16 protein-coding genes are annotated in these 18,885 nt (G+C 59.1%); 5 read left to right on the top strand and 11 right to left on the bottom strand.

The features are described 5' to 3' along the window. Nucleotides 1–36: 36 nt before the first annotated feature. The 3 genes from dnaT to AC6I7A_RS00130 all read left to right on the top strand — a co-directional run bounded on the left by dnaT (nt 37) and on the right by AC6I7A_RS00130 (nt 2,680). Nucleotides 37–573 carry a primosomal protein DnaT gene (dnaT, locus tag AC6I7A_RS00140; protein ID WP_009088241.1) on the top strand — a complete coding sequence of 179 codons (537 nt, stop codon included), beginning with the start codon at nt 37–39 and terminating at the stop codon, nt 571–573. Then, nucleotides 573–1,313: a replicative helicase loader DnaC gene (gene dnaC / locus AC6I7A_RS00135; protein WP_009088239.1), complete on the top strand. Its 741-nt coding sequence runs from the start codon at nt 573–575 to the stop codon at nt 1,311–1,313. The genes dnaT and dnaC overlap by 1 nt, the downstream gene beginning before the upstream one ends. Before the next feature lie 236 nt (nt 1,314–1,549). Beyond that, nucleotides 1,550–2,680, top strand: coding sequence for an ROK family transcriptional regulator (locus AC6I7A_RS00130; RefSeq protein ID WP_058957188.1), 1,131 nt, complete (start codon nt 1,550–1,552; stop codon nt 2,678–2,680). A gap of 18 nt (nt 2,681–2,698) precedes the next feature. Here AC6I7A_RS00130 and xylR read toward each other — a convergent pair whose 3' ends face one another. The 4 genes from xylR to xylF all read right to left on the bottom strand — a co-directional run bounded on the left by xylR (nt 2,699) and on the right by xylF (nt 7,689). Further along, nucleotides 2,699–3,877: a D-xylose utilization transcriptional activator XylR gene (xylR, locus tag AC6I7A_RS00125; RefSeq protein WP_058957189.1), complete on the bottom strand. Its 1,179-nt coding sequence runs from the start codon at nt 3,875–3,877 to the stop codon at nt 2,699–2,701. 93 nt (nt 3,878–3,970) lie between these two features. Then, nucleotides 3,971–5,155, bottom strand: coding sequence for a xylose ABC transporter permease XylH (gene xylH, locus AC6I7A_RS00120; protein WP_009088234.1), 1,185 nt, complete (start codon nt 5,153–5,155; stop codon nt 3,971–3,973). Next, complete coding sequence (locus AC6I7A_RS00115; RefSeq protein WP_046100894.1) at nt 5,148–6,668, bottom strand: xylose ABC transporter ATP-binding protein; 1,521 nt, start codon at nt 6,666–6,668, stop codon at nt 5,148–5,150. The genes xylH and AC6I7A_RS00115 overlap by 8 nt, the downstream gene beginning before the upstream one ends. 28 nt (nt 6,669–6,696) lie before the next feature. Continuing rightward, complete coding sequence (gene xylF / locus AC6I7A_RS00110; RefSeq protein ID WP_009088231.1) at nt 6,697–7,689, bottom strand: D-xylose ABC transporter substrate-binding protein; 993 nt, start codon at nt 7,687–7,689, stop codon at nt 6,697–6,699. Nucleotides 7,690–8,034: 345 nt separating this feature from the next. Between xylF and xylA the strand changes: the two genes are divergently transcribed. Then, entirely contained in the window at nt 8,035–9,357 is a 1,323-nt protein-coding gene (xylA, locus tag AC6I7A_RS00105; protein ID WP_009088230.1) for a xylose isomerase, read from the top strand. Between the two features lie 17 nt (nt 9,358–9,374). Beyond that, nucleotides 9,375–10,817: a xylulokinase gene (gene xylB / locus AC6I7A_RS00100; RefSeq protein ID WP_058957190.1), complete on the top strand. Its 1,443-nt coding sequence runs from the start codon at nt 9,375–9,377 to the stop codon at nt 10,815–10,817. A gap of 77 nt (nt 10,818–10,894) precedes the next feature. On the opposite strand, the gene AC6I7A_RS00095 is transcribed toward xylB, so the two are convergent. From AC6I7A_RS00095 to glmS, 7 genes are all read right to left on the bottom strand, one after another. Beyond that, complete coding sequence (locus AC6I7A_RS00095; RefSeq protein ID WP_009088226.1) at nt 10,895–12,133, bottom strand: MFS transporter; 1,239 nt, start codon at nt 12,131–12,133, stop codon at nt 10,895–10,897. 106 nt (nt 12,134–12,239) lie between these two features. After that, nucleotides 12,240–12,974, bottom strand: coding sequence for a phosphate signaling complex protein PhoU (gene phoU, locus AC6I7A_RS00090; protein WP_009088225.1), 735 nt, complete (start codon nt 12,972–12,974; stop codon nt 12,240–12,242). A 17-nt stretch (nt 12,975–12,991) separates the two neighbouring features. Then, nucleotides 12,992–13,765 carry a phosphate ABC transporter ATP-binding protein PstB gene (gene pstB / locus AC6I7A_RS00085; protein ID WP_009088223.1) on the bottom strand — a complete coding sequence of 258 codons (774 nt, stop codon included), beginning with the start codon at nt 13,763–13,765 and terminating at the stop codon, nt 12,992–12,994. A gap of 44 nt (nt 13,766–13,809) precedes the next feature. Continuing rightward, nucleotides 13,810–14,700, bottom strand: coding sequence for a phosphate ABC transporter permease PstA (pstA, locus tag AC6I7A_RS00080; protein ID WP_009088221.1), 891 nt, complete (start codon nt 14,698–14,700; stop codon nt 13,810–13,812). Then, entirely contained in the window at nt 14,697–15,659 is a 963-nt protein-coding gene (gene pstC, locus AC6I7A_RS00075) for a phosphate ABC transporter permease PstC (RefSeq protein ID WP_009088219.1), read from the bottom strand. The genes pstA and pstC overlap by 4 nt, the downstream gene beginning before the upstream one ends. Before the next feature lie 87 nt (nt 15,660–15,746). Next, complete coding sequence (pstS, locus tag AC6I7A_RS00070; RefSeq protein ID WP_058957191.1) at nt 15,747–16,790, bottom strand: phosphate ABC transporter substrate-binding protein PstS; 1,044 nt, start codon at nt 16,788–16,790, stop codon at nt 15,747–15,749. 165 nt (nt 16,791–16,955) lie between these two features. Further along, complete coding sequence (gene glmS / locus AC6I7A_RS00065) at nt 16,956–18,785, bottom strand: glutamine--fructose-6-phosphate transaminase (isomerizing) (protein WP_009088215.1); 1,830 nt, start codon at nt 18,783–18,785, stop codon at nt 16,956–16,958. Between the last annotated feature and the right edge of the window lie 100 nt (nt 18,786–18,885).

Below are 18,885 nucleotides of genomic sequence, written 5' to 3'. Positions count from 1 at the left end.
CCCGGCGCAAGGTGTTCGTTAACCTCAGGTCTTTTCATGTCAGCTAAAATCTTAACTTCAACGCTCATTGGCCTGGATGCCTTCCGACAGGATCCGCTGACTGCCCTGCAGCAGGCGGAAAAGGGCACGCTGGCGGTGTTAGATAACTATGCGCCGGTGATGTATGCCATCACCCCGGCGCGTCTGGCCGAGCTGCTGGCGCTGGAAGCTGCCGCCCGGCAACCGAATGATGTGGCGCTGGATGACAGCCTGTATGACGATGCGCCCGCTGCGATCCACACACCGGCCGGGAAGTTCGCCATGTATCCGGGCTGGCAGCCGGATGCCGACTTTACGCGCCAGGCCGCGATCTGGGGCGTGGCGCTGGCTGAAGCCGTCACGCCGGGCGAGCTGGCGGCCTTTGTCGCCTACTGGCAGGCGGAAGGCCGGATGTTCCATCATGTCCAGTGGCAGCAGAAACTGGCGCGCAGCATCCAGATGAACCGCGCCGCAAATGGCGGGCAACCGAAGCGTGATATCACCCAGTTGCCCGATCCTGACCGTACCATTCCCGATGGTTTCCGAGGTGAATGATGAAAACGCCAAACGATCTCTTTAGCCGTCTGAAAAAAATGATGCCTGAAGGCACCCGCCCCAAATTTGCCAATGGCCAGGAGCTGCTGGCGTGGAATCAGGAGCAGGGTCGCCTGCGCTCAGAGGCGATAGTACGCGAGAACCGCGCCATGAAGATGCAGCGCGTGATGGGCCGTTCCGGCATTCGCGAACTGCATATCAACTGCTCGTTTGATAATTACCGGGTTGAGAATGAGGGCCAGCGTAAGGCGCTGGAGCTGGCACGGCAGTATGCTGCAGAATTTGACGGCAGCATCGCCAGCTTTGTCTTTTCAGGACGTCCCGGCACCGGTAAGAACCATCTGGCCGCGGCGATCGGCAATGACCTGATCCTGCGCGGCAAAAGCGTGCTGATCGTGACGGTCGCCGACCTGATGTCGAGCATGAAGGGCACCTTTAGCGGCAGCAGCGGCATTACCGAAGAGCGGCTGATTCAGGATCTGAGCAGTGTCGACCTGCTGGTGATCGATGAGATCGGTATGCAGAGCGAATCGCGCTATGAAAAAGTGATCATTAACCAGATCGTCGATCGCCGCTCCTCTTCCAAACGCCCGACCGGCATGTTATCGAACCTCGACCATGCCGGTATGAATGCCCTGCTGGGCGAGCGCGTGATGGATCGTATGCGGCTTGGCAACAGCCTGTGGGTGCGGTTTGACTGGGAAAGTTACCGCAGCCGGGTGCGCGGCGACGAATATTAATTCCACCGCGCTGATGTCTCTTTCCGCAGGTGCGGCTCTCCTTCCGGGGCCGCACCGCTGTCCTCTCGTTCTCTCCCTCTTATCCGAAACGCGCACCGTTTCGCTTACCCGCCCGCCTGCTGCCGAGGGTTATCCCTGATAGCGAGGTTGTGTGAAACAGCACACAAAAGTGTCAGATCAACGTTTCTCACGGGCTGATACACTGAAATCTGTCTCCTCTGTTGGGTGGATCCGTGATGAAAACAAACGGCAAAGGCCCTGCACTCCTGCGACTGAACAATCAGAAACGGGTAATGGCCCGGTTACGTAAACTGCGCGTCACGTCGCGTCAGGATCTGGCGGAGGCACTGGAACTCAGTAAGAACACCGTCTCGCTCATCATCGATGACCTGCTGGATCAGGGGCTGATTGAGGAGCTGGGACCGGTCAGCGTGGCGGCCGCCGGACGGCCTAAAATCGGCATCGCCCTGCGGCCGGAAAAGCTCAAGAGCGCGGGCATTATGGTGGAACGCAACGTCATCCACTGGCGGGTCTGCGACTACTTTTCGCAGGTGCTGGCGGAACAGACGCTGCGCACCGAGACCAGTAACCCGACCCGCCTGCTGGCGGAGCTGGCGATGCTCTGCCGGGAACTGACAGAGCGCTATCCCGATCTGCTTGGCTTCGGCCTTGGCTTTCCCGGCATCGTCGATCCCCGCCGGGGCTGGATGCATCTCTCCCTGCCGCTTGAATGGCAGGATGTTGACCTGCTGAGCACGCTGCGCAGACACGTTCGCCTGCCCATCCGCATCATGAACAATGTCAAAGCGGCGGCGCTGCTGGCCGTCGAGCAGCACGGACTCTCCGTGGAGAGCGGACATTTTTATCTGCGGATTGCCGAGGGCATCGGCGGCGCACTGATCCAGCATGGCGACGTCTTTACCGGGCACAGCTGGACCGCGGGTGAGGCGGGACATCTGATCGTTCAGCCCGGCGGGCCACGCTGCAGCTGTGGCCGGCGCGGCTGTCTGGAGACGCTGGTCAGCAAACCTGCCGTGAATCAGCTGCTGGCGCAGCATCAGCCTGGCCTGAGCTGGCAGAACCGCGACAGCGCGCCACGCGTGGTGGATACGGTGATGACCCAGGCGGGGGGCTATCTCGGTGCGGCGCTGAGTCAGATCATGCTGCTGCTGAACCCCGCCACCATCATCATTGATTGCCCGTGGAGCGCCAGCGAGCTTTTCTGCAAAGCGGTGCGTGACACGGCGCATGGCAACGCCTTCGCCTTTACCGCCACGCACACCCAGCTGCACTTCCCCGCGACCCGGATTGATCCGGCGAACGGGCTGGCGCTGGCGGTACTGGAGCAGAGTGAGCAGCGGGTGTGAGGCCGCAGAGACTCTTCCCTACAACACATTCTCCCCGTGATGCTGCCGGTATTCTTTCGGGGTGGTGTCGTAGCTTTTGCGGAAGACCGAGTAGAAATACTGCAACGAGGGGTAGCCGCACATCTGTGAGATCTCATTGATGTTAAGTGAGGAAGACGCGAGCAGTTCGCGCGCTTTTTCCAGCTTTTCGCGGTGGATCATTGCATGAATGGTGTCGCCGGTTTCATCACGGAAGCGTTTTTCCAGATTGGAGCGTGACAGCCCGACCGCATCCAGCACCTGCTCCACCTTGATCCCCTTGCAGGCATTAAAGCGGATGTAGTGCATCGCCTGAATCACCGCCGGGTCGCGCAGCGAGCGGAAGTCGGTCGAGCGGCGGGCGATCACTTTTACCGGCGGCACCAGAATGCGCTGAAGCGGCAGAGGCTGCTTATCCAGCAGCCGGTGCAGCAGCTTGGCCGCCTGATAGCCCATCTGCCGCGAGCCCTGCGCCACGGAAGAGAGCGCCACGCGCGACAGATAGCGGGTCAGCTCCTCATTATCAATCCCGATCACCGTAAGCTTCTCCGGCACCGGAATTTTCAGGTGTTCGCACGCCTGCAGCAGGTGCCGCGCCCGTGAGTCGGTGACGGCGATAATCCCGGTTTGCGGCGGCAGCGTCTGCAGCCAGTCGGCGAGCCGGTTCTGGGCGTGCTGCCAGTTGGCAGGCGCGGTTTCCATTCCCTGATAGACCACGCCCTGATAGCGTTCGCGCCCCACCAGCTGGCGAAACGCCTGTTCCCGCTCCTGCGCCCAGCGCTTGCCGCTGGAGGCCGGTAATCCATAAAAGGCAAAGCGATTGATCCCCTTCTCTTTCAGGTGCAGAAAGGCTTTCTCCACCAGCGCGGCGTTGTCGGTGGCGATATAGTGCACCGGCGGATAATCTTCCGGACGATGGTAGGAGCCTCCGACGCCCACTATCGGCACGGAGACATTCGACAGCAGGGTTTCGATGGAGCGATCGTCGTAATCGGCGATCACCCCATCTCCCAGCCATTCGCGGATGTTGTCGATGCGGCAGCGGAAATCTTCTTCGATGAAGATATCCCAGTCAGTCTGCGATGCCTGCAGATACTCCCCGACCCCCTCCACAACCTGGCGATCATACACTTTGTTGGCGTTAAACAGCAGGGTAATGCGATAGCGTTTGTCATGCATGGTGGCGCGTTCCCTTAAATGCTCAGCGCATTGCATAGCACGGCTGACAGGGGCAAAAAAATTGTTTGCGCCACAATGTGATCGTCCGCGCGATTACACCCGACGCCGCGTGGCCGTATCCATCCACACCGCCAGCAGCAGAATCGCCCCTTTGACGATGTACTGCCAGAAAGTCGGCACATCCATCATGCTCATGCCGTTATCCAGCGATGCCATGATAAAGGCGCCCATCACTGCCCCCGCCACGGAACCGACGCCCCCGGCCAGGCTGGTGCCGCCGATGACACAGGCGGCGATCGCGTCGAGTTCCGCGATATTACCCGCCGACGGCGAGCCTGCGCCCAGCCGCGAACTGAGGATCAGCCCGGCAATCGCCACCATCACGCCGTTGATGGCAAACACCGCCAGCTTGGTGCGCGCCACGTTAATGCCCGAAAGGCGCGCAGCATCGATATTGCCGCCGATGGCGTAGATACGACGGCCAAAGGCGGTGCGGGTAGCCATAAACATGCCCGCCAGCAACAGCATGACCAGCAGCAATACCGGCGTCGGCACGCCGCGATAGTCATTGAGTAACCAGATGGCCCCCAGCACCAGAATCGCGGTGATCGCCTGACGGCCCACCGTGCCGCTGGCCGCGCCCTGCGGCAGCCCGAGCTGCTGACGGCGCAGCCGCAGACGCCACTGCCACAGCATAAACAGCGCCAGACCGACAAAACCAAAGCCGAAACCGACGCCGTCCGGCAGATAGCTCTGACCAATCTGCGACATTCCCGGCGTAATCGGCGCCACCGTGGTGCCGTCGGTAATCCCGACCAGGATGCCGCGGAACGCCAGCATCCCCGCCAGTGTGACGATAAACGACGGCACTTTGCGGTAGGCCACCCACCAGCCATTCCAGGTGCCGAGCAGCAGCCCCATCACCAGCGTCACAACGATAGTCAGCGGCAGCGGCCAGCCAAGCCAGACGTCGAATATCGCCGCGGCTCCGCCGAGCAGGCCCATCATCGAACCCACCGACAGGTCGATCTCCGCCGAGATAATCACGAACACCATGCCGACGGCCAGGATGCCGGTGATGGCGGTCTGACGCAGCAGGTTAGAGACGTTACGCGCACTGAGCCATGCGCCATCGGTGGTCCAGGTAAAGAACAGCGCAATCACGACAATCGCGCCCAGCATTACCAGCACCTGCAGGTCTGGCAGCGTGAACCTGCCCGGTGACGGTTTGCCCGGCGTGCCGGAGAGGCGGCTTTGGGTACTTTCACTTTTAAGCATAATGTTCACTCCGCAGGGCAGCTTCCATCACCTGCTCCTGAGTCAGGTTATCGTTAACTAAATCGGCTTTGATCTGCCCTTCATGCATCACCAGCACCCGATCGCTCAGGCCCAGCACTTCCGGCAGCTCAGACGAAATCACAATGACGGCGATCCCCTGCTGAACCAGCGCATTGATCAGCAGATAGATCTCCTGACGCGCGCCCACATCGATGCCGCGCGTCGGCTCATCCAGAATCAGGATTTTCGGGTTCAGCAGCAGGCATTTCGCCAGAATGGCTTTCTGCTGATTGCCGCCGCTTAACCGGCCAATCGGCAGTTCTGACGAGGAGGTTTTGACCCGCAGCCGGCCGATCGCGTCGTTGATGGCCTGCTGCTCCTGCGCTTCATCCAGGGTCGAGAGCCGGTGACTGAACTGATCCAGCGCCGCCAGGGTAATATTTTTGCCCACCGCCATCAGCGGCACGATGCCATCCTTTTTGCGATCTTCCGGCACCATCGCGATGCCGTGCGCAATCGCGGCGCGGCAGTCGGTGATGCTGACCTGTTGACCATTGATCCAGATGTCGCCCTGCCAGCGGCCCGGCCAGACACCAAACAGACACTGCACCGTTTCGGTTCGGCCCGCGCCCACCAGCCCGGCGATGCCGAGGATTTCACCGCGTCGCAGCGTAAAAGAGACGTTGTTGACGCGGCGGATATGGCGGTTGACGGGATGCCAGGCGGTGAGGTTTTCCACCTTCAGCACCGGGTCGCCGATCTCATGCGGCGCATGCGGATAGAGCGCGGTCAGCTCGCGACCGACCATCATGGTGATGATGTCATCTTCGCTCATGCCCGCCGCCGGACGGGTAGCAATGTGCTGACCGTCGCGGATGACGCAGATGGTGTCGGAGATCGCCTTCACCTCATTCAGCTTGTGCGAAATGTAGATGCAGGCGATGCCGTGTTCACGCAGATTGCGGATGATACCGAGCAGCACCTCCGTCTCCTGCTCGGTCAGGGAGGAGGTCGGCTCATCCAGAATCAGCAGCCGGACCTGTTTGTTAAGGGCGCGGGCAATCTCCACCAGCTGCTGCTGGCCCAGACCTAACTCCCCCACGCGAGTGGCAGGAGAGACGTTGAGCCCGACCCGCGCCAGCAGCTGCTGGCAGCGCAGGGTCATGGTTTCATCATCCACCATGCCGAACCGGCTCAGTTCGGCACCGAGGAAGATGTTCTCCATCACCGTCAGTTGCCGCACCAGCGCCAGCTCCTGATGAATGATCACGATGCCTTTACGCTCGGTATCGCGAATCGTCTGTGCCTGAATTTCGTCGCCAGAGAAGTGGATCTGCCCCTCGAAATCGCCGTGCGGATAGAGTCCGCACAGGATTTTCATCAGGGTCGATTTGCCTGAACCATTCTCACCGCACAGCGACATCACTTCGCCCGCCTCCAGGTGCAGGCTGACATCATTCAGCGCTTTCACGGCACCGAAACGCTTGGTGATGTTTTTCATTTCCAGCAGCATCGACTGTTCTCCCTCACGCTTTGCGCGGTCAGAGTTCGCTCTGTTTGTGGAAACCGTCTTTCACCACGGTGCTTTCGATATTGTCTTTGTTAACCGGAATCGGCTTCAGCAGCCGCGACGGCACATCTTTCAGGCCGTTGTTCAGCGTGCTGTTGCTGGCGGGTGTTTTGCCATCGCCCAGCTCGACCGCGATTTTCGCCGCTTCGGTCGCCAGCTCGGTGATCGGCTTGTAAACGGTCATGGTCTGGGTGCCCGCTTTGATGCGCTTAATCGCCGCCAGATCGGCATCCTGGCCGGAGATGGCCACTTTCCCTGCCAGTCCCTGCGCGCTCAGCGCCTGAATCGCTCCCCCGGCGGTGGCATCGTTGGAGGCGACCACCGCATCGATATGGTTACCATTGGCGGTCAGGGCATTCTCCATAATCTTCAGCGCATTTTCCGGCAGCCAGGCATCGACCCACTGATCGCCAACAATTTTGATGCTGCCGTTATCGATATAGGGTTTTAACACTTTCATCTGTCCGGCGCGGAACAGGCGGGCGTTATTATCCACCGGCGATCCGCCCATTAAAAAATAGTTGCCCTTAGGCACCTGTTTCACAATGCTTTCGGCCTGCAGTTCACCCACTTTTTCATTATCGAAAGAGATATAAAAATCGATATCGGCATTATTTATCATGCGATCATAGGCCAGCACTTTAATGCCTTCCCGCTTCGCTTCTGCGACGACGTTACTCAGCACCTGACCGTTATAAGGAATAATGACCAGCACATCGACACCGCGGTTGATCATATTTTCAATCTGCGACATCTGGGTTTCTTCATTGCCGTTCGCAGACTGAACAAACACCTGAGCGCCCTGCGACTCGGCCTGTTTTACAAAGATATCGCGATCTTTCTGCCAGCGCTCCAGGCGCAAATCATCAATTGCCATGCCGATCTTCACTTCTTTCGCCAGGCTGGTCTGGCTGAACAGCGCCAGCGCCGCACAGGCAGCAAACAGTGCATGTTTCATCTTCATTGTGATCATCCTGTAGGTTGAGGCTATTTTCGTGTCAGGCCGATAAACCAGGCGGATGAATTGTTGCCCTTATTTCTGAACGACAGCAATTACTGATTTTTATCCGGCTATTACGTTTTTTGGTTTATTTGTTTTTTTTATGAGCGCGATCGGATTTTCATCCTTTTCGGAGAAACCATGCCGCGCGCGACGCTCCGCGTGGAATAGCCTTATTTTGCGAGCCAGCGCACAAATAATAATTATCTGAAACCCGGAGTGAAATATCGTAATTGAGCTGAGTCAGTCACCCATATCAAATATGGCTTCAACGCAGACCATTCGGGTACTGATGCTAAGGAGCAAACCATGCACGCTTATTTCGATCAGATCGATCGGGTTCGTTATGAAGGTCCCCAGTCGACGCATCCTCTCGCTTTCCGCCACTACAATCCTGATGAGGTGATCCTCGGCAAGACCATGGCGGAACATCTGCGCTTTGCCGCCTGCTACTGGCACACCTTCTGCTGGAACGGCGCGGATATGTTTGGTGTCGGCGCCTTTGATCGTCCCTGGCAGAAAAGCGGCGATGCATTGCAGCTGGCAAAGCAGAAGGCGGATGTGGCCTTTGAGTTTTTCCACAAGCTGAATGTGCCCTGGTACTGCTTCCACGACGTGGACGTCTCACCGGAAGGGGACTCGCTGCAAAGCTACAAAGAAAACTTTGCCGCCATGACCGATAAGCTGCTGGAGAAACAGCAGGAGACCGGCGTGAAACTGTTGTGGGGCACCGCTAACTGCTTTACCCATCCGCGCTATGGCGCAGGCGCGGCGACCAACCCCGATCCGGCGGTCTTTGCCTGGGCAGCGACGCAGGTCTGCAGCGCCATGCAGGCAACGAAAACGCTGGGCGGCGAAAACTATGTGCTGTGGGGGGGACGTGAAGGGTATGAAACGCTGCTGAATACCGATCTGCGGCAGGAGCGCGAGCAGATTGGCCGCTTTATGCAGATGGTCGTCGAGCATAAACATAAAATCGGCTTCCAGGGCACGCTGCTGATCGAACCGAAACCGCAGGAGCCGACCAAACATCAGTATGACTACGATGTCGCCACGGTTTATGGCTTCCTGAAACAGTTCGGGCTGGAGAAAGAGATCAAGGTGAACGTGGAGGCGAACCACGCCACGCTGGCCGGTCACTCCTTCCATCACGAAATTGCCACCGCCATTGCGCTGGGCATTTTCGGTTCGGTGGATGCGAACCGTGGCGATCCGCAGTGTGGCTGGGACACCGATCAGTTCCCGGTCAGCGTGGAAGAGAACGCGCTGGTGATGTACGAAATCCTTAAAGCGGGCGGCTTTACCACCGGCGGTTTAAACTTTGATGCCAAAGTGCGTCGTCAGAGCACCGACAAATATGATCTCTTCTACGGTCATATCGGGGCAATGGATACGATGGCGCTGGCACTGAAAGTGGCGGCGCGCATGATCAGCGACGGCGAGCTGGATAAGCGTGTGGCGCAGCGCTACAGCGGCTGGAATGGTGAGTTCGGCCAGCAAATTCTGAAAGGCGAGTTTTCCCTCGACGCGCTGGCGGCGCATGCTCAGCAGCAGCAGCTCAATCCGCAGCATCAGAGCGGGCGTCAGGAGCAGCTGGAAAATCTGGTGAATCACTATCTGTTTGATTTCTGAATCTTCAGGAGCGGAGCATGTATATCGGGATCGATTTAGGCACCTCTGGCGTCAAAGTGGTGCTGATGGATGCACAGGGCAACGTGGTGGCGACAGAAACCTCGCCGCTGCAGGTTTCGCGTCCACACCCCCTGTGGAGCGAGCAGGATCCCGAAAGCTGGTGGCAGGCGCTGGATCAGGCGATGCAGGCGCTGAGCGCGCAGCAGGATCTGGATGCCGTGCAGGCCATCGGGCTGAGCGGACAGATGCATGGAGCGACGCTGCTCGACAGCGCAAACCAGGTCTTACGCCCGGCCATGCTCTGGAATGATGGACGCAGTGAGGCGCAGTGCCGTGAGCTGGAGCAGAAGGTGCCGGATTCGCGGGCGATCACCGGAAATCTGATGATGCCCGGCTTCACGGCCCCCAAACTGCTGTGGGTGCAGCAGCATGAACCGGCCATCTTCCGTCAGATCGCGCACGTGCTGCTGCCCAAGGATTACCTGCGCTGGCGGATGAGTGGCGACTTCGCCACGGATATGTCAGATGCCGCAGGCACGATGTGGCTGGATGTGGCGCAGCGTGACTGGAGCGATGTGATGCTGCACGCCTGCGATCTCAGTCGCGACCAGATGCCGCAACTCTATGAGGGCAATGCCCTGACCGGCTCCTTACATGCTGACCTGGCGACACGCTGGAAGATGAACGCGGTGCCGCTGGCCGCAGGCGGGGGCGACAATGCCGCCGGTGCCGTGGGCGTCGGCATGACCGAACCCGGCCAGGGGATGCTGTCGCTGGGCACCTCCGGCGTCTATTTTGTGGTGAGCGATGGCTATCTCAGCAATCCGCAGCAGGCCGTTCACAGCTTCTGTCACGCGCTGCCGCAGCGCTGGCATCTGATGTCGGTGATGCTGAGTGCGGCCTCCTGTCTGGACTGGGCCGCGACGCTGACCGGCTGCCGGGATGTGCCTGAGCTGCTGGATGAAGCCGCGCGGGCGCGTGATGACGTGCCGCCACTCTGGTTTCTGCCCTATCTTTCCGGTGAACGCACGCCGCACAACAATCCCAACGCCCTCGGCGCCTTCTTTGGTTTTACCCACCAGCATGGTCGTCCCGAGCTGGCGCGCTCGGTGCTGGAGGGGGTCGGCTTTGCGCTGGCGCAGGGCATGGATGTGCTGCATGAGTGTGGCGTTCAGCCAGAGAGCATTATGCTGATCGGCGGCGGGGCGCGCAGTGCGCTGTGGCGTCAGATGCTGGCGGATATCAGCGGCCAGACGCTGGATTACTGTCATGGCGGCGAGGTTGGCCCGGCACTGGGCGCGGCCAGGCTGGCACAGCAGGCGCTGGATGCCAGCGTCACCGTCCCGACACCGGTGCGGGTGCAGCGGCATCAGCCGGATTCCGGCAGAATGGCGGAGTACCGCTCACGCCGGGAAACCTTTGCAACCCTCTATCGGCAGCTCCTGCCGCTGATGAACTGATCGTGCCTGCCCGGCGCACGCTGAGCAGCATCAGAAAGCCCTGATGGCCGGGAGAGCGATCCCCCGGCCACCGTCTGTCAGCCAATCGCGCCCAGCGTATCTTCCTGACCCTGCTTCTTCGGCAGCAGGAACAGCGTCGCCACAATATCCAGCAGATAAATCAGCGCCAGCAGGGTAATCGCCGCCGTGAACGAAAACTGACTGGCCAGCAGCCCTATCACCACCGGCCCAAAGCCGCCCACGCCACGACCCAGGTTGAACAGGACATTCTGCGCGGTGGCCCGCACCTGCGGCGGGAAGGTATCGGAAATCAGTGCACCGTAGCCGCCAATCATGCCGTTAACGAACATTCCCATGATCGCGCCGGTCACCAGCATAATGGTGGGATCGCGCAGCTGGGCGTAGACCACCACCATCACCACGGCACCAAACTGGTAGAGCAGGAAGATTTTCCAGCGCGCAAAGCGGTCGGCCAGCACGCCAAACAGCCAGATGCCAAAGGTCATCCCGACGACGGTGACCGCCGTCCAGAGGCCCGATTTGGTCAGGCTGAAGCCAAAGCTGGAGGAGAGGTAGCTCGGCATCCAGATCATCAGCCCGTAGTAGCCAAAGTTCTGCACGGAACAGAGAATAAAAATGCCGAGGCTGGCTTTAGCGGTGGTGCGATCGCGCACCAGCAGCTTCAGGCGCGCCGGGAAAGAGAGCGACGGCACCTGCTTAACCTGACGCTGATACGCTTCCGGCTCGCCCATGCCGCGGCGGATAGCAAACGAGACCAGCGCCGGCAGCAGCCCGACCAGGAACATGCCGCGCCAGCCGATAAGCGTCAGCAGCGGCGGCGTGATAAAGGCCGCCATCAGCACGCCGAGCTGCCAGCCAATGCCGACCCACGCTGACGCGCGATTGCGCTTCTCCACCGGCCAGGCTTCGGCAATCAGCGCCATGCCGATACCAAACTCGCCGCCCAGTCCGACGCCCGCCAGCGTGCGCCAGGCGAGCAGATCCCAGTAGCCCTGCGCCACCGCGCACAGACCGGTGAAGACAGAAAAGACCAGAATCGTGACGGTGAGCATACGGATGCGGCCAAAACGGTCGCTGAGATGACCAAACACGATGCCACCGATTACCGCGCCAATCAGCGTCCAGGTCACCAGCGATCCCGCCTGTGAGGGGTTGAGCGCCAGCGAAACGGAGATAGCCGGCAGCATAAAGCCGAGTATCAGCAGGTCGAATCCATCCATGGCATAACCACTGACCGCAGCCAGCATCGCTTTGCCGGGCGTGACGCCTGGCTTAGATTGGGGAGAAGGGGACATCTTTGCGCACCTCAGAGAGAAAAGTGCCGCAATTATAAAGAGTGTTCAGGGTGTGACCAATTGAAAAGGCTTATCCCTGCGCCGGGCAGGCGCAGGGTAAGCGGGATCAGGAAGGGCGGTTGCTGCCGTCGTCACCCGACAGCAGTTCGTCGAGACGGTCACCGCCAACGTGGCGGAAATCCTGACCTTTAACGAAATAGAAGATGATTTCGCAGATGTTCTGGCAGCGATCGCCGATGCGCTCAATCGCACGGGCGCAGAACAGCGCCGTCAGCACGCTGGGAATGGTACGGGGATCTTCCATCATGTAGGTCATCAGCTGACGCACAATGCCCTCATACTCTTTATCCACCTTTTTATCTTCACGGTAGATAGTGATCGCCTCATTGAGATCCATGCGGGCAAAGGCGTCCAGCACATCATGCAGCATCTGTACGGTGTGGCGGCCCAGCGACTCCAGGCTGACCAGCAGCGGCAGATGCTGCTGACCAAACTTCTCCAGCGCCGTGCGGCTGATCTTCTCTGCCACGTCGCCAATGCGCTCCAGCTCAGAGATGGTTTTGATGATCGCCATCACCAGCCGCAGATCGATGGCGGTTGGCTGACGTTTGGCGATGATGCGCACGCAGGCTTCATCAATCTCCACCTCCATCATGTTGACCTTCTGGTCACCGTCGATCACCCGCTGCGCCAGCTCGCCGTCCAGGTTGTGCATCGCGGTAATCGCGTCAGTCAGCTGCTGCTCGACCATCCCACCCATGATCATCACCTGAGTGCGGATATGCTCCAGCTCGGCGTTGAACTGACCGGAGATGTGTTTGTTCAGATTCAGATTATCCATGTCGATCTCCTGTCAGATCAGCCGTAGCGGCCGGTAATGTAGTCTTCAGTCTGCTTCTGCGCCGGTTTGGTAAACAGCGTGTCGGTGTCGCTGAACTCAATCAGCTCGCCCAGATACATAAAGGCCGTATGGTCAGAGCAACGCGCCGCCTGCTGCATGTTGTGCGTCACGATCACCACGGTGTAGTCCTGCTTCAGCTCGGTGATCAGCTCCTCGATACGCCCCGTCGAGATCGGGTCCAGCGCCGAGCAGGGCTCATCGAGCAGTAACACTTCCGGGCGAATCGCGATGCCGCGCGCAATGCAGAGACGCTGCTGCTGACCGCCGGAGAGACTGTAACCGCTCTGATGCAGCTTGTCTTTGGTTTCATTCCACAGCGCCGCTTTGGTCAGCGCCCACTGCACGCGCTCATCCATATCGGCACGTGACAGCTTTTCAAACAGGCGCACGCCAAAGGCGATGTTGTCATAGATCGACATCGGGAACGGGGTCGGCTTCTGAAAGACCATGCCGACGCGGGCGCGCAGCAGCGCAATATCCTGCTGGGCCGTCAGAATATTTTCGCCATCCAGCAGAATGTCCCCTTCGGCCCGCTGCTCAGGATAGAGGGAGTACATTTTGTTAAAGGTACGCAGCAGGGTCGATTTACCGCAGCCCGATGGCCCGATAAATGCCGTCACCTGATTCTTAGCGATATCCAGGTTGATGTTCTTCAGCGCATGAAACTTACCGTAATAGAAGTTCAGATTACGGACCTGAATTTTATCGGCTGATGCCGTCGCGATACTCATCATTCATCTCTCTTATACGGCGCCGCAGCGGGCCGCGCCGGAAGTTAACCGTGTTTGCCTTTGGCGAAAATCACCCGCGCGACAATGTTCAGCAGCAGCACGCACAGGGTAATAATCAGCACGCCCGCCCAGGCCAGGCTCTGCCATTCGGCGAACGGGCTCATGGCGAACTTAAAGATGGTGACCGGCAGGTTGGCCAGCGGCTGCATCATGTCGGTGCTCCAGAACTGATTCGAGAGCGCGGTAAACAGCAGCGGAGCCGTTTCCCCGGCGATGCGGGCGATGGCCAGCAGCACGCCGGTGATGATGCCGGAGACGGACGCCTTCAGGGTGATGGCCGAGATCATTTTCCACTTCGGCGTGCCCAGGGCGTAAGCCGCTTCACGCATGCTGTCTGGCACCAGACGCAGCATGTTTTCGGTGGTACGGATCACAATCGGCACCTGCAGCAGCGCCAGCGCTATCACCCCGGCCCAGCCGGAGAAGTGCTGCATCTGCGACACTACAAGGGTGTAGACGAACAGGCCGACCACAATCGACGGTGCCGACAGCAGAATGTCGTTAATGAAGCGGATCACCTCTGACAGGGCCGACTTGCGCCCATATTCCGCCAGATAGATACCGGCCAGAATGCCCAGCGGCGTGCCAAAGAAGGTTGACCAGAAAATCAGTAATCCACTCCCGGCCAGGGCATTCGCCAGCCCGCCGCCCGCGGTGTTCGGTGGCGGGGTCGATTCGGTAAACAGGGACCAGGAGAGGCCATCCACGCCGCGGGAAACCGTGGTGAAGAGGATCCACACCAGCCAGAACAGGCCAAACGCCATGGTCAGCAGCGACAGCGTCAGCGCGATCTTATTTTTGGTGCTGCGCCAGGACTGCATTTTACGGCGTGAAGCGTCCAGTTCGGCACGCGCCTGAATTTCAATCGTGGTCATGAGCGCGCTCCTTCACTTTTCGCCAGGCGCATAATCATCAGTTTGGAAATCGCCAGAACGATAAAGGTAATCACAAACAGGATCAGCCCCAGCTCCATCAGCGCGGCAACATGCACGCCCGACTCCGCCTCCGCAAACTCGTTGGCCAGCGCCGAGGTAATGCTGTTACCCGGCATAAACAGCGACGGGCTGTCGAGCTGGTAGGTGTTGCCGATAATAAAGGTGACCGCCATGGTCTCACCCAGTGCACGACCCAGTCCCAGCATGATGCCGCCAATCACGCCGTTTTTGGTAAACGGCAGGACGATGCGCCAGATCACTTCCCAGGTGGTGCAGCCGATGCCGTAGGCGGACTCTTTCATCATGACCGGCGTCTGCTCAAAGACGTCGCGCATCACGGAGGCGATGTAAGGGATGATCATGATGGCCAGAATCACCCCCGCTGCGAGAATACCGATACCGAAAGCGGGGCCGGAGAAGAGCGCGCCGACAATCGGAATGCCTGACATGACGTCGTTGACCGGCGTCTGAAAATATTCGGCAAACAGCGGGGCGAAAACAAACAGGCCCCACATGCCATAAACGATGCTCGGAATCGCCGCCAGCAGCTCAATAGCGGTGCCCAGCGGACGACGCAGCCAGCCGGGTGCGAGTTCAGTCAGGAACAGCGCGATACCAAAACTGACCGGCACGGCGATAATCAGCGCGATAAGGGAGGTCACCAGCGTGCCGTAGATCGGCACCAGAGCACCAAATTCTTCATTAGGCGCATCCCAGGTTTTGGTCCACAAAAAGGCGAAACCAAACTTCTGGATGCTGGGCCACGAGGAGATGATCAGGGAGACGATAATGCCGCCCATCAGTAACAGGACAATCAGCGCAGCCAGCCGGACCAGTGCACCGAAAATTTTGTCACCCTGTTTGCCTGGGGCTTTGAAAGCCGGCTTCGTTGCAGCCATAGAAGTCTCAGTCTTCAGAGGTTATCGGGGCGGCATAACGCCGCCCGCTGGGTCTGACCGGACTACCGTCCGGTCAGGGTCGTTCAATTACTGATAAAGCGCTTTACCAGAACTGTCTTTGATGTTGGCTTTCCATGCGGCACGGATCTGTTCGGTTACGCTCGCAGGCAGCGCCGCATAATCCAGCGCGTTAGCCGTTTTGCCGCCGCTTTTGTAAGCCCAGTCGAAGAACTTCAGCACTTCAGCGCCTTTGGCCGCATTCGCCTGATCTTTGTAGATCAGAATGAAGGTGGTGGAGGAGATAGGCCAGGCATCTGCACCCTTCTGGAAGGTCAGGTCCTGGGCAAACGATTTGCTCCAGTCAGCGCCTTTCGCAGCATTGCTGAAGCTGGTTTCGTCTGGCGCGACCGCTTTGCCATCGGCATCCATCAGTTTGGTGTAGGTCAGGTTATTCTGTTTGGCGTAGGCATATTCCACGTAGCCGATTGAACCCGGCAGACGCTGAACAAAGGCGGCGACACCGTCGTTGCCTTTCCCGCCCAGACCGACCGGCCAGTTAACGGTGTTCCCTTTACCGATTTTGCTGTTCCACTCCGGGTTCACCTTCGCCAGATAGCTGGTGAAGACGAACGAGGTGCCTGAACCATCAGCGCGACGCACCACGTTGATGTTGGTCTCTGGCAGTTTTACGCCCGGGTTAAGCTTGGCAATTGCCGGGTCGTTCCACTTTTTAATGGTGCCGAGGTAGATATCACCGACGGTTTTGCCATCCAGCGTCAGCTGGCCTGACTTGATGCCTGGCAGGTTAACCGCCAGTACCACGCCACCGATGACGGTCGGGAACTGGAACAGGCCATTTTTCTGCAGATCTTCCTCTTTCATAGGCGCATCGGACGCACCGAAATCCACGGTTTTGGCGATGATCTGTTTGACACCACCGGATGAACCGATGCCCTGGTAGTTAATTTTGCTACCGGTGGCTTGCTGATATTCTGCTGCCCACTTGGCATAAACCGGTGCCGGGAATGTCCCGCCAGCGCCCGTGAGATCGGTGGCCGCAAAAGCAGATACCGCGCTGACGGCGAAGGTGGTGGCAAGAATTCGGGCTACGGTGCTACGCATCAGTGTCATGTTCCCTCCAGGGGAGAAAAGTCAGGCTCGGGGCCGTTTTAGTAAGAGTCAGTGATTGCTGCAGGAGGGAAAATAGGACAGTTTGATGACAGTGAAATGTACGAAATATGACATTTATATGACAGTGCGCAAAAATGAAGTGGGCCCACGCTGGGGCCCACCTGATTATTCCACGGTAACCGATTTGGCCAGGTTACGGGGCTGGTCGACGTCGGTGCCTTTGATCAGGGCGACGTGATAGGAGAGTAACTGCAACGGCACGGTGTAGAAGATCGGCGCAATCACCTCTTCGACATGCGGCAGCGGGATAATCTTCATCCCGTCACTGTCGCTGAAGCCGGCATCCTGGTCGGCAAAGACATAGAGCAGGCCGCCACGGGCGCGCACCTCTTCGATGTTGGATTTGAGCTTCTCCAGCAGTTCGTTATTGGGTGCCACCACGATGACCGGCATATCGGCATCAATCAGCGCCAGCGGGCCATGTTTCAGTTCGCCAGCGGCGTAAGCTTCCGCATGGATGTAGGAGATCTCTTTGAGCTTCAGCGCCCCTTCCATAGCGATCGGATACTGATCGCCACGTCCCAGGAACAGCGCGTGATGCTTGTCAGAGAAGCCTTCGGCCAGATTCTCAATCAGCTTATCCTGCGCCAGCATCTGCTCAATCCGGCTGGGCAGCGCCTGCAGCGCGTGCACGATCTCATGCTCGGTGTCGGCGGACATCCCTTTCAGACGGCCCAGTTTCGCCACCAGCATCAGCAGGACGGCGAGCTGCGTGGTGAACGCCTTGGTCGACGCGACGCCGATTTCCGTGCCCGCTTTGGTCATCAGCGCCAGGTCCGACTCGCGCACCAGCGACGAACCGGCCACGTTGCAGACCGCCAGCGATCCCAGGTAGCCCAGCTCTTTCGAGAGGCGCAGCGCCGCCAGGGTGTCGGCGGTCTCGCCCGACTGCGACAGGGTGATCAGCAGGCTGTTTTTGCGCACCGCTGACTTGCGGTAGCGGAACTCTGAGGCGATCTCAACATCACAGGGGATGTTGGCCAGCGACTCAAACCAGTAGCGTGACACCATGCCAGAGTTATAGGAGGTGCCGCAGGCGATAATCTGGATATGCTCAACCTGGCTCAGCAGCGCCTCGGCACCCGCACCCAGCTCGCTGAGATCCACCTGCCCCTGGCTGAAGCGACCGCTCAGGGTACTTTTCAGCGCCATCGGCTGTTCATAGATCTCTTTCTGCATGTAGTGACGGTAAATGCCTTTGTCACCGGCATCATATTGCAGGTTCGACTCAATCTCGGCGCGCGTCACGCTGTTGCCTTCCCGATCGATTACCGTCACGTCGCGGCGGCTGATCTCGGCGATATCGCCCTCTTCCAGATAGATGAAGCGACGGGTGACCGGCAGTAGCGCCAGCTGATCGGAGGCGATAAAGTTTTCACCCACGCCGCGACCGATGACCAGCGGGCTGCCGGAACGGGCCGCCACCAGCCGTGAAGGATCACGGCTATCCATGATGACCATGCCATAGGCACCGCGCAGCTGCGGGATCACGCGCAGCACCACGTCACGCAGCGATCCACCCTGCTTCTGCTCCCAGTGAACCAGATGCGCCACCACTTCCGTGTCGGTTTCAGAAACAAAAACGTAGCCGCGTTCGATCAGCTCCGCGCGCAGCGGCTCATGGTTTTCGATAATGCCGTTGTGCACGATGATGATATGTTCTGATACGTGCGGATGCGCATTCGCTTCCGACGGCTCGCCATGGGTTGCCCAGCGCGTATGCGCGATGCCGGTGCCCCCAATCAGCGGCTGCTGTTCAGCAGCTTCCGCCAGTTTCTGCACCTTCCCTAAACGCCGCAGGCGCGTAACGTGCCCCTGACGATCGACCACGGCCAGACCGGCCGAATCATATCCGCGATATTCAAGACGACGCAGACCTTCCAGCAGAATCTCTGCGATATCGCGCTGTGCTACTGCACCAACAATTCCACACATAATGATGTTTTCCTGACTACATGGCTTTTCGCCACTTTCGTTGTCATGCGACCTGATATCCGGCTTTGCCGGTTCCCCGAGCCTTGTAGAGAGTGGGGAT

It is taken from the genome of Type-F symbiont of Plautia stali, assembly GCF_059731105.1.
This window is presented reverse-complemented; position numbering and strand designations above follow the sequence as displayed.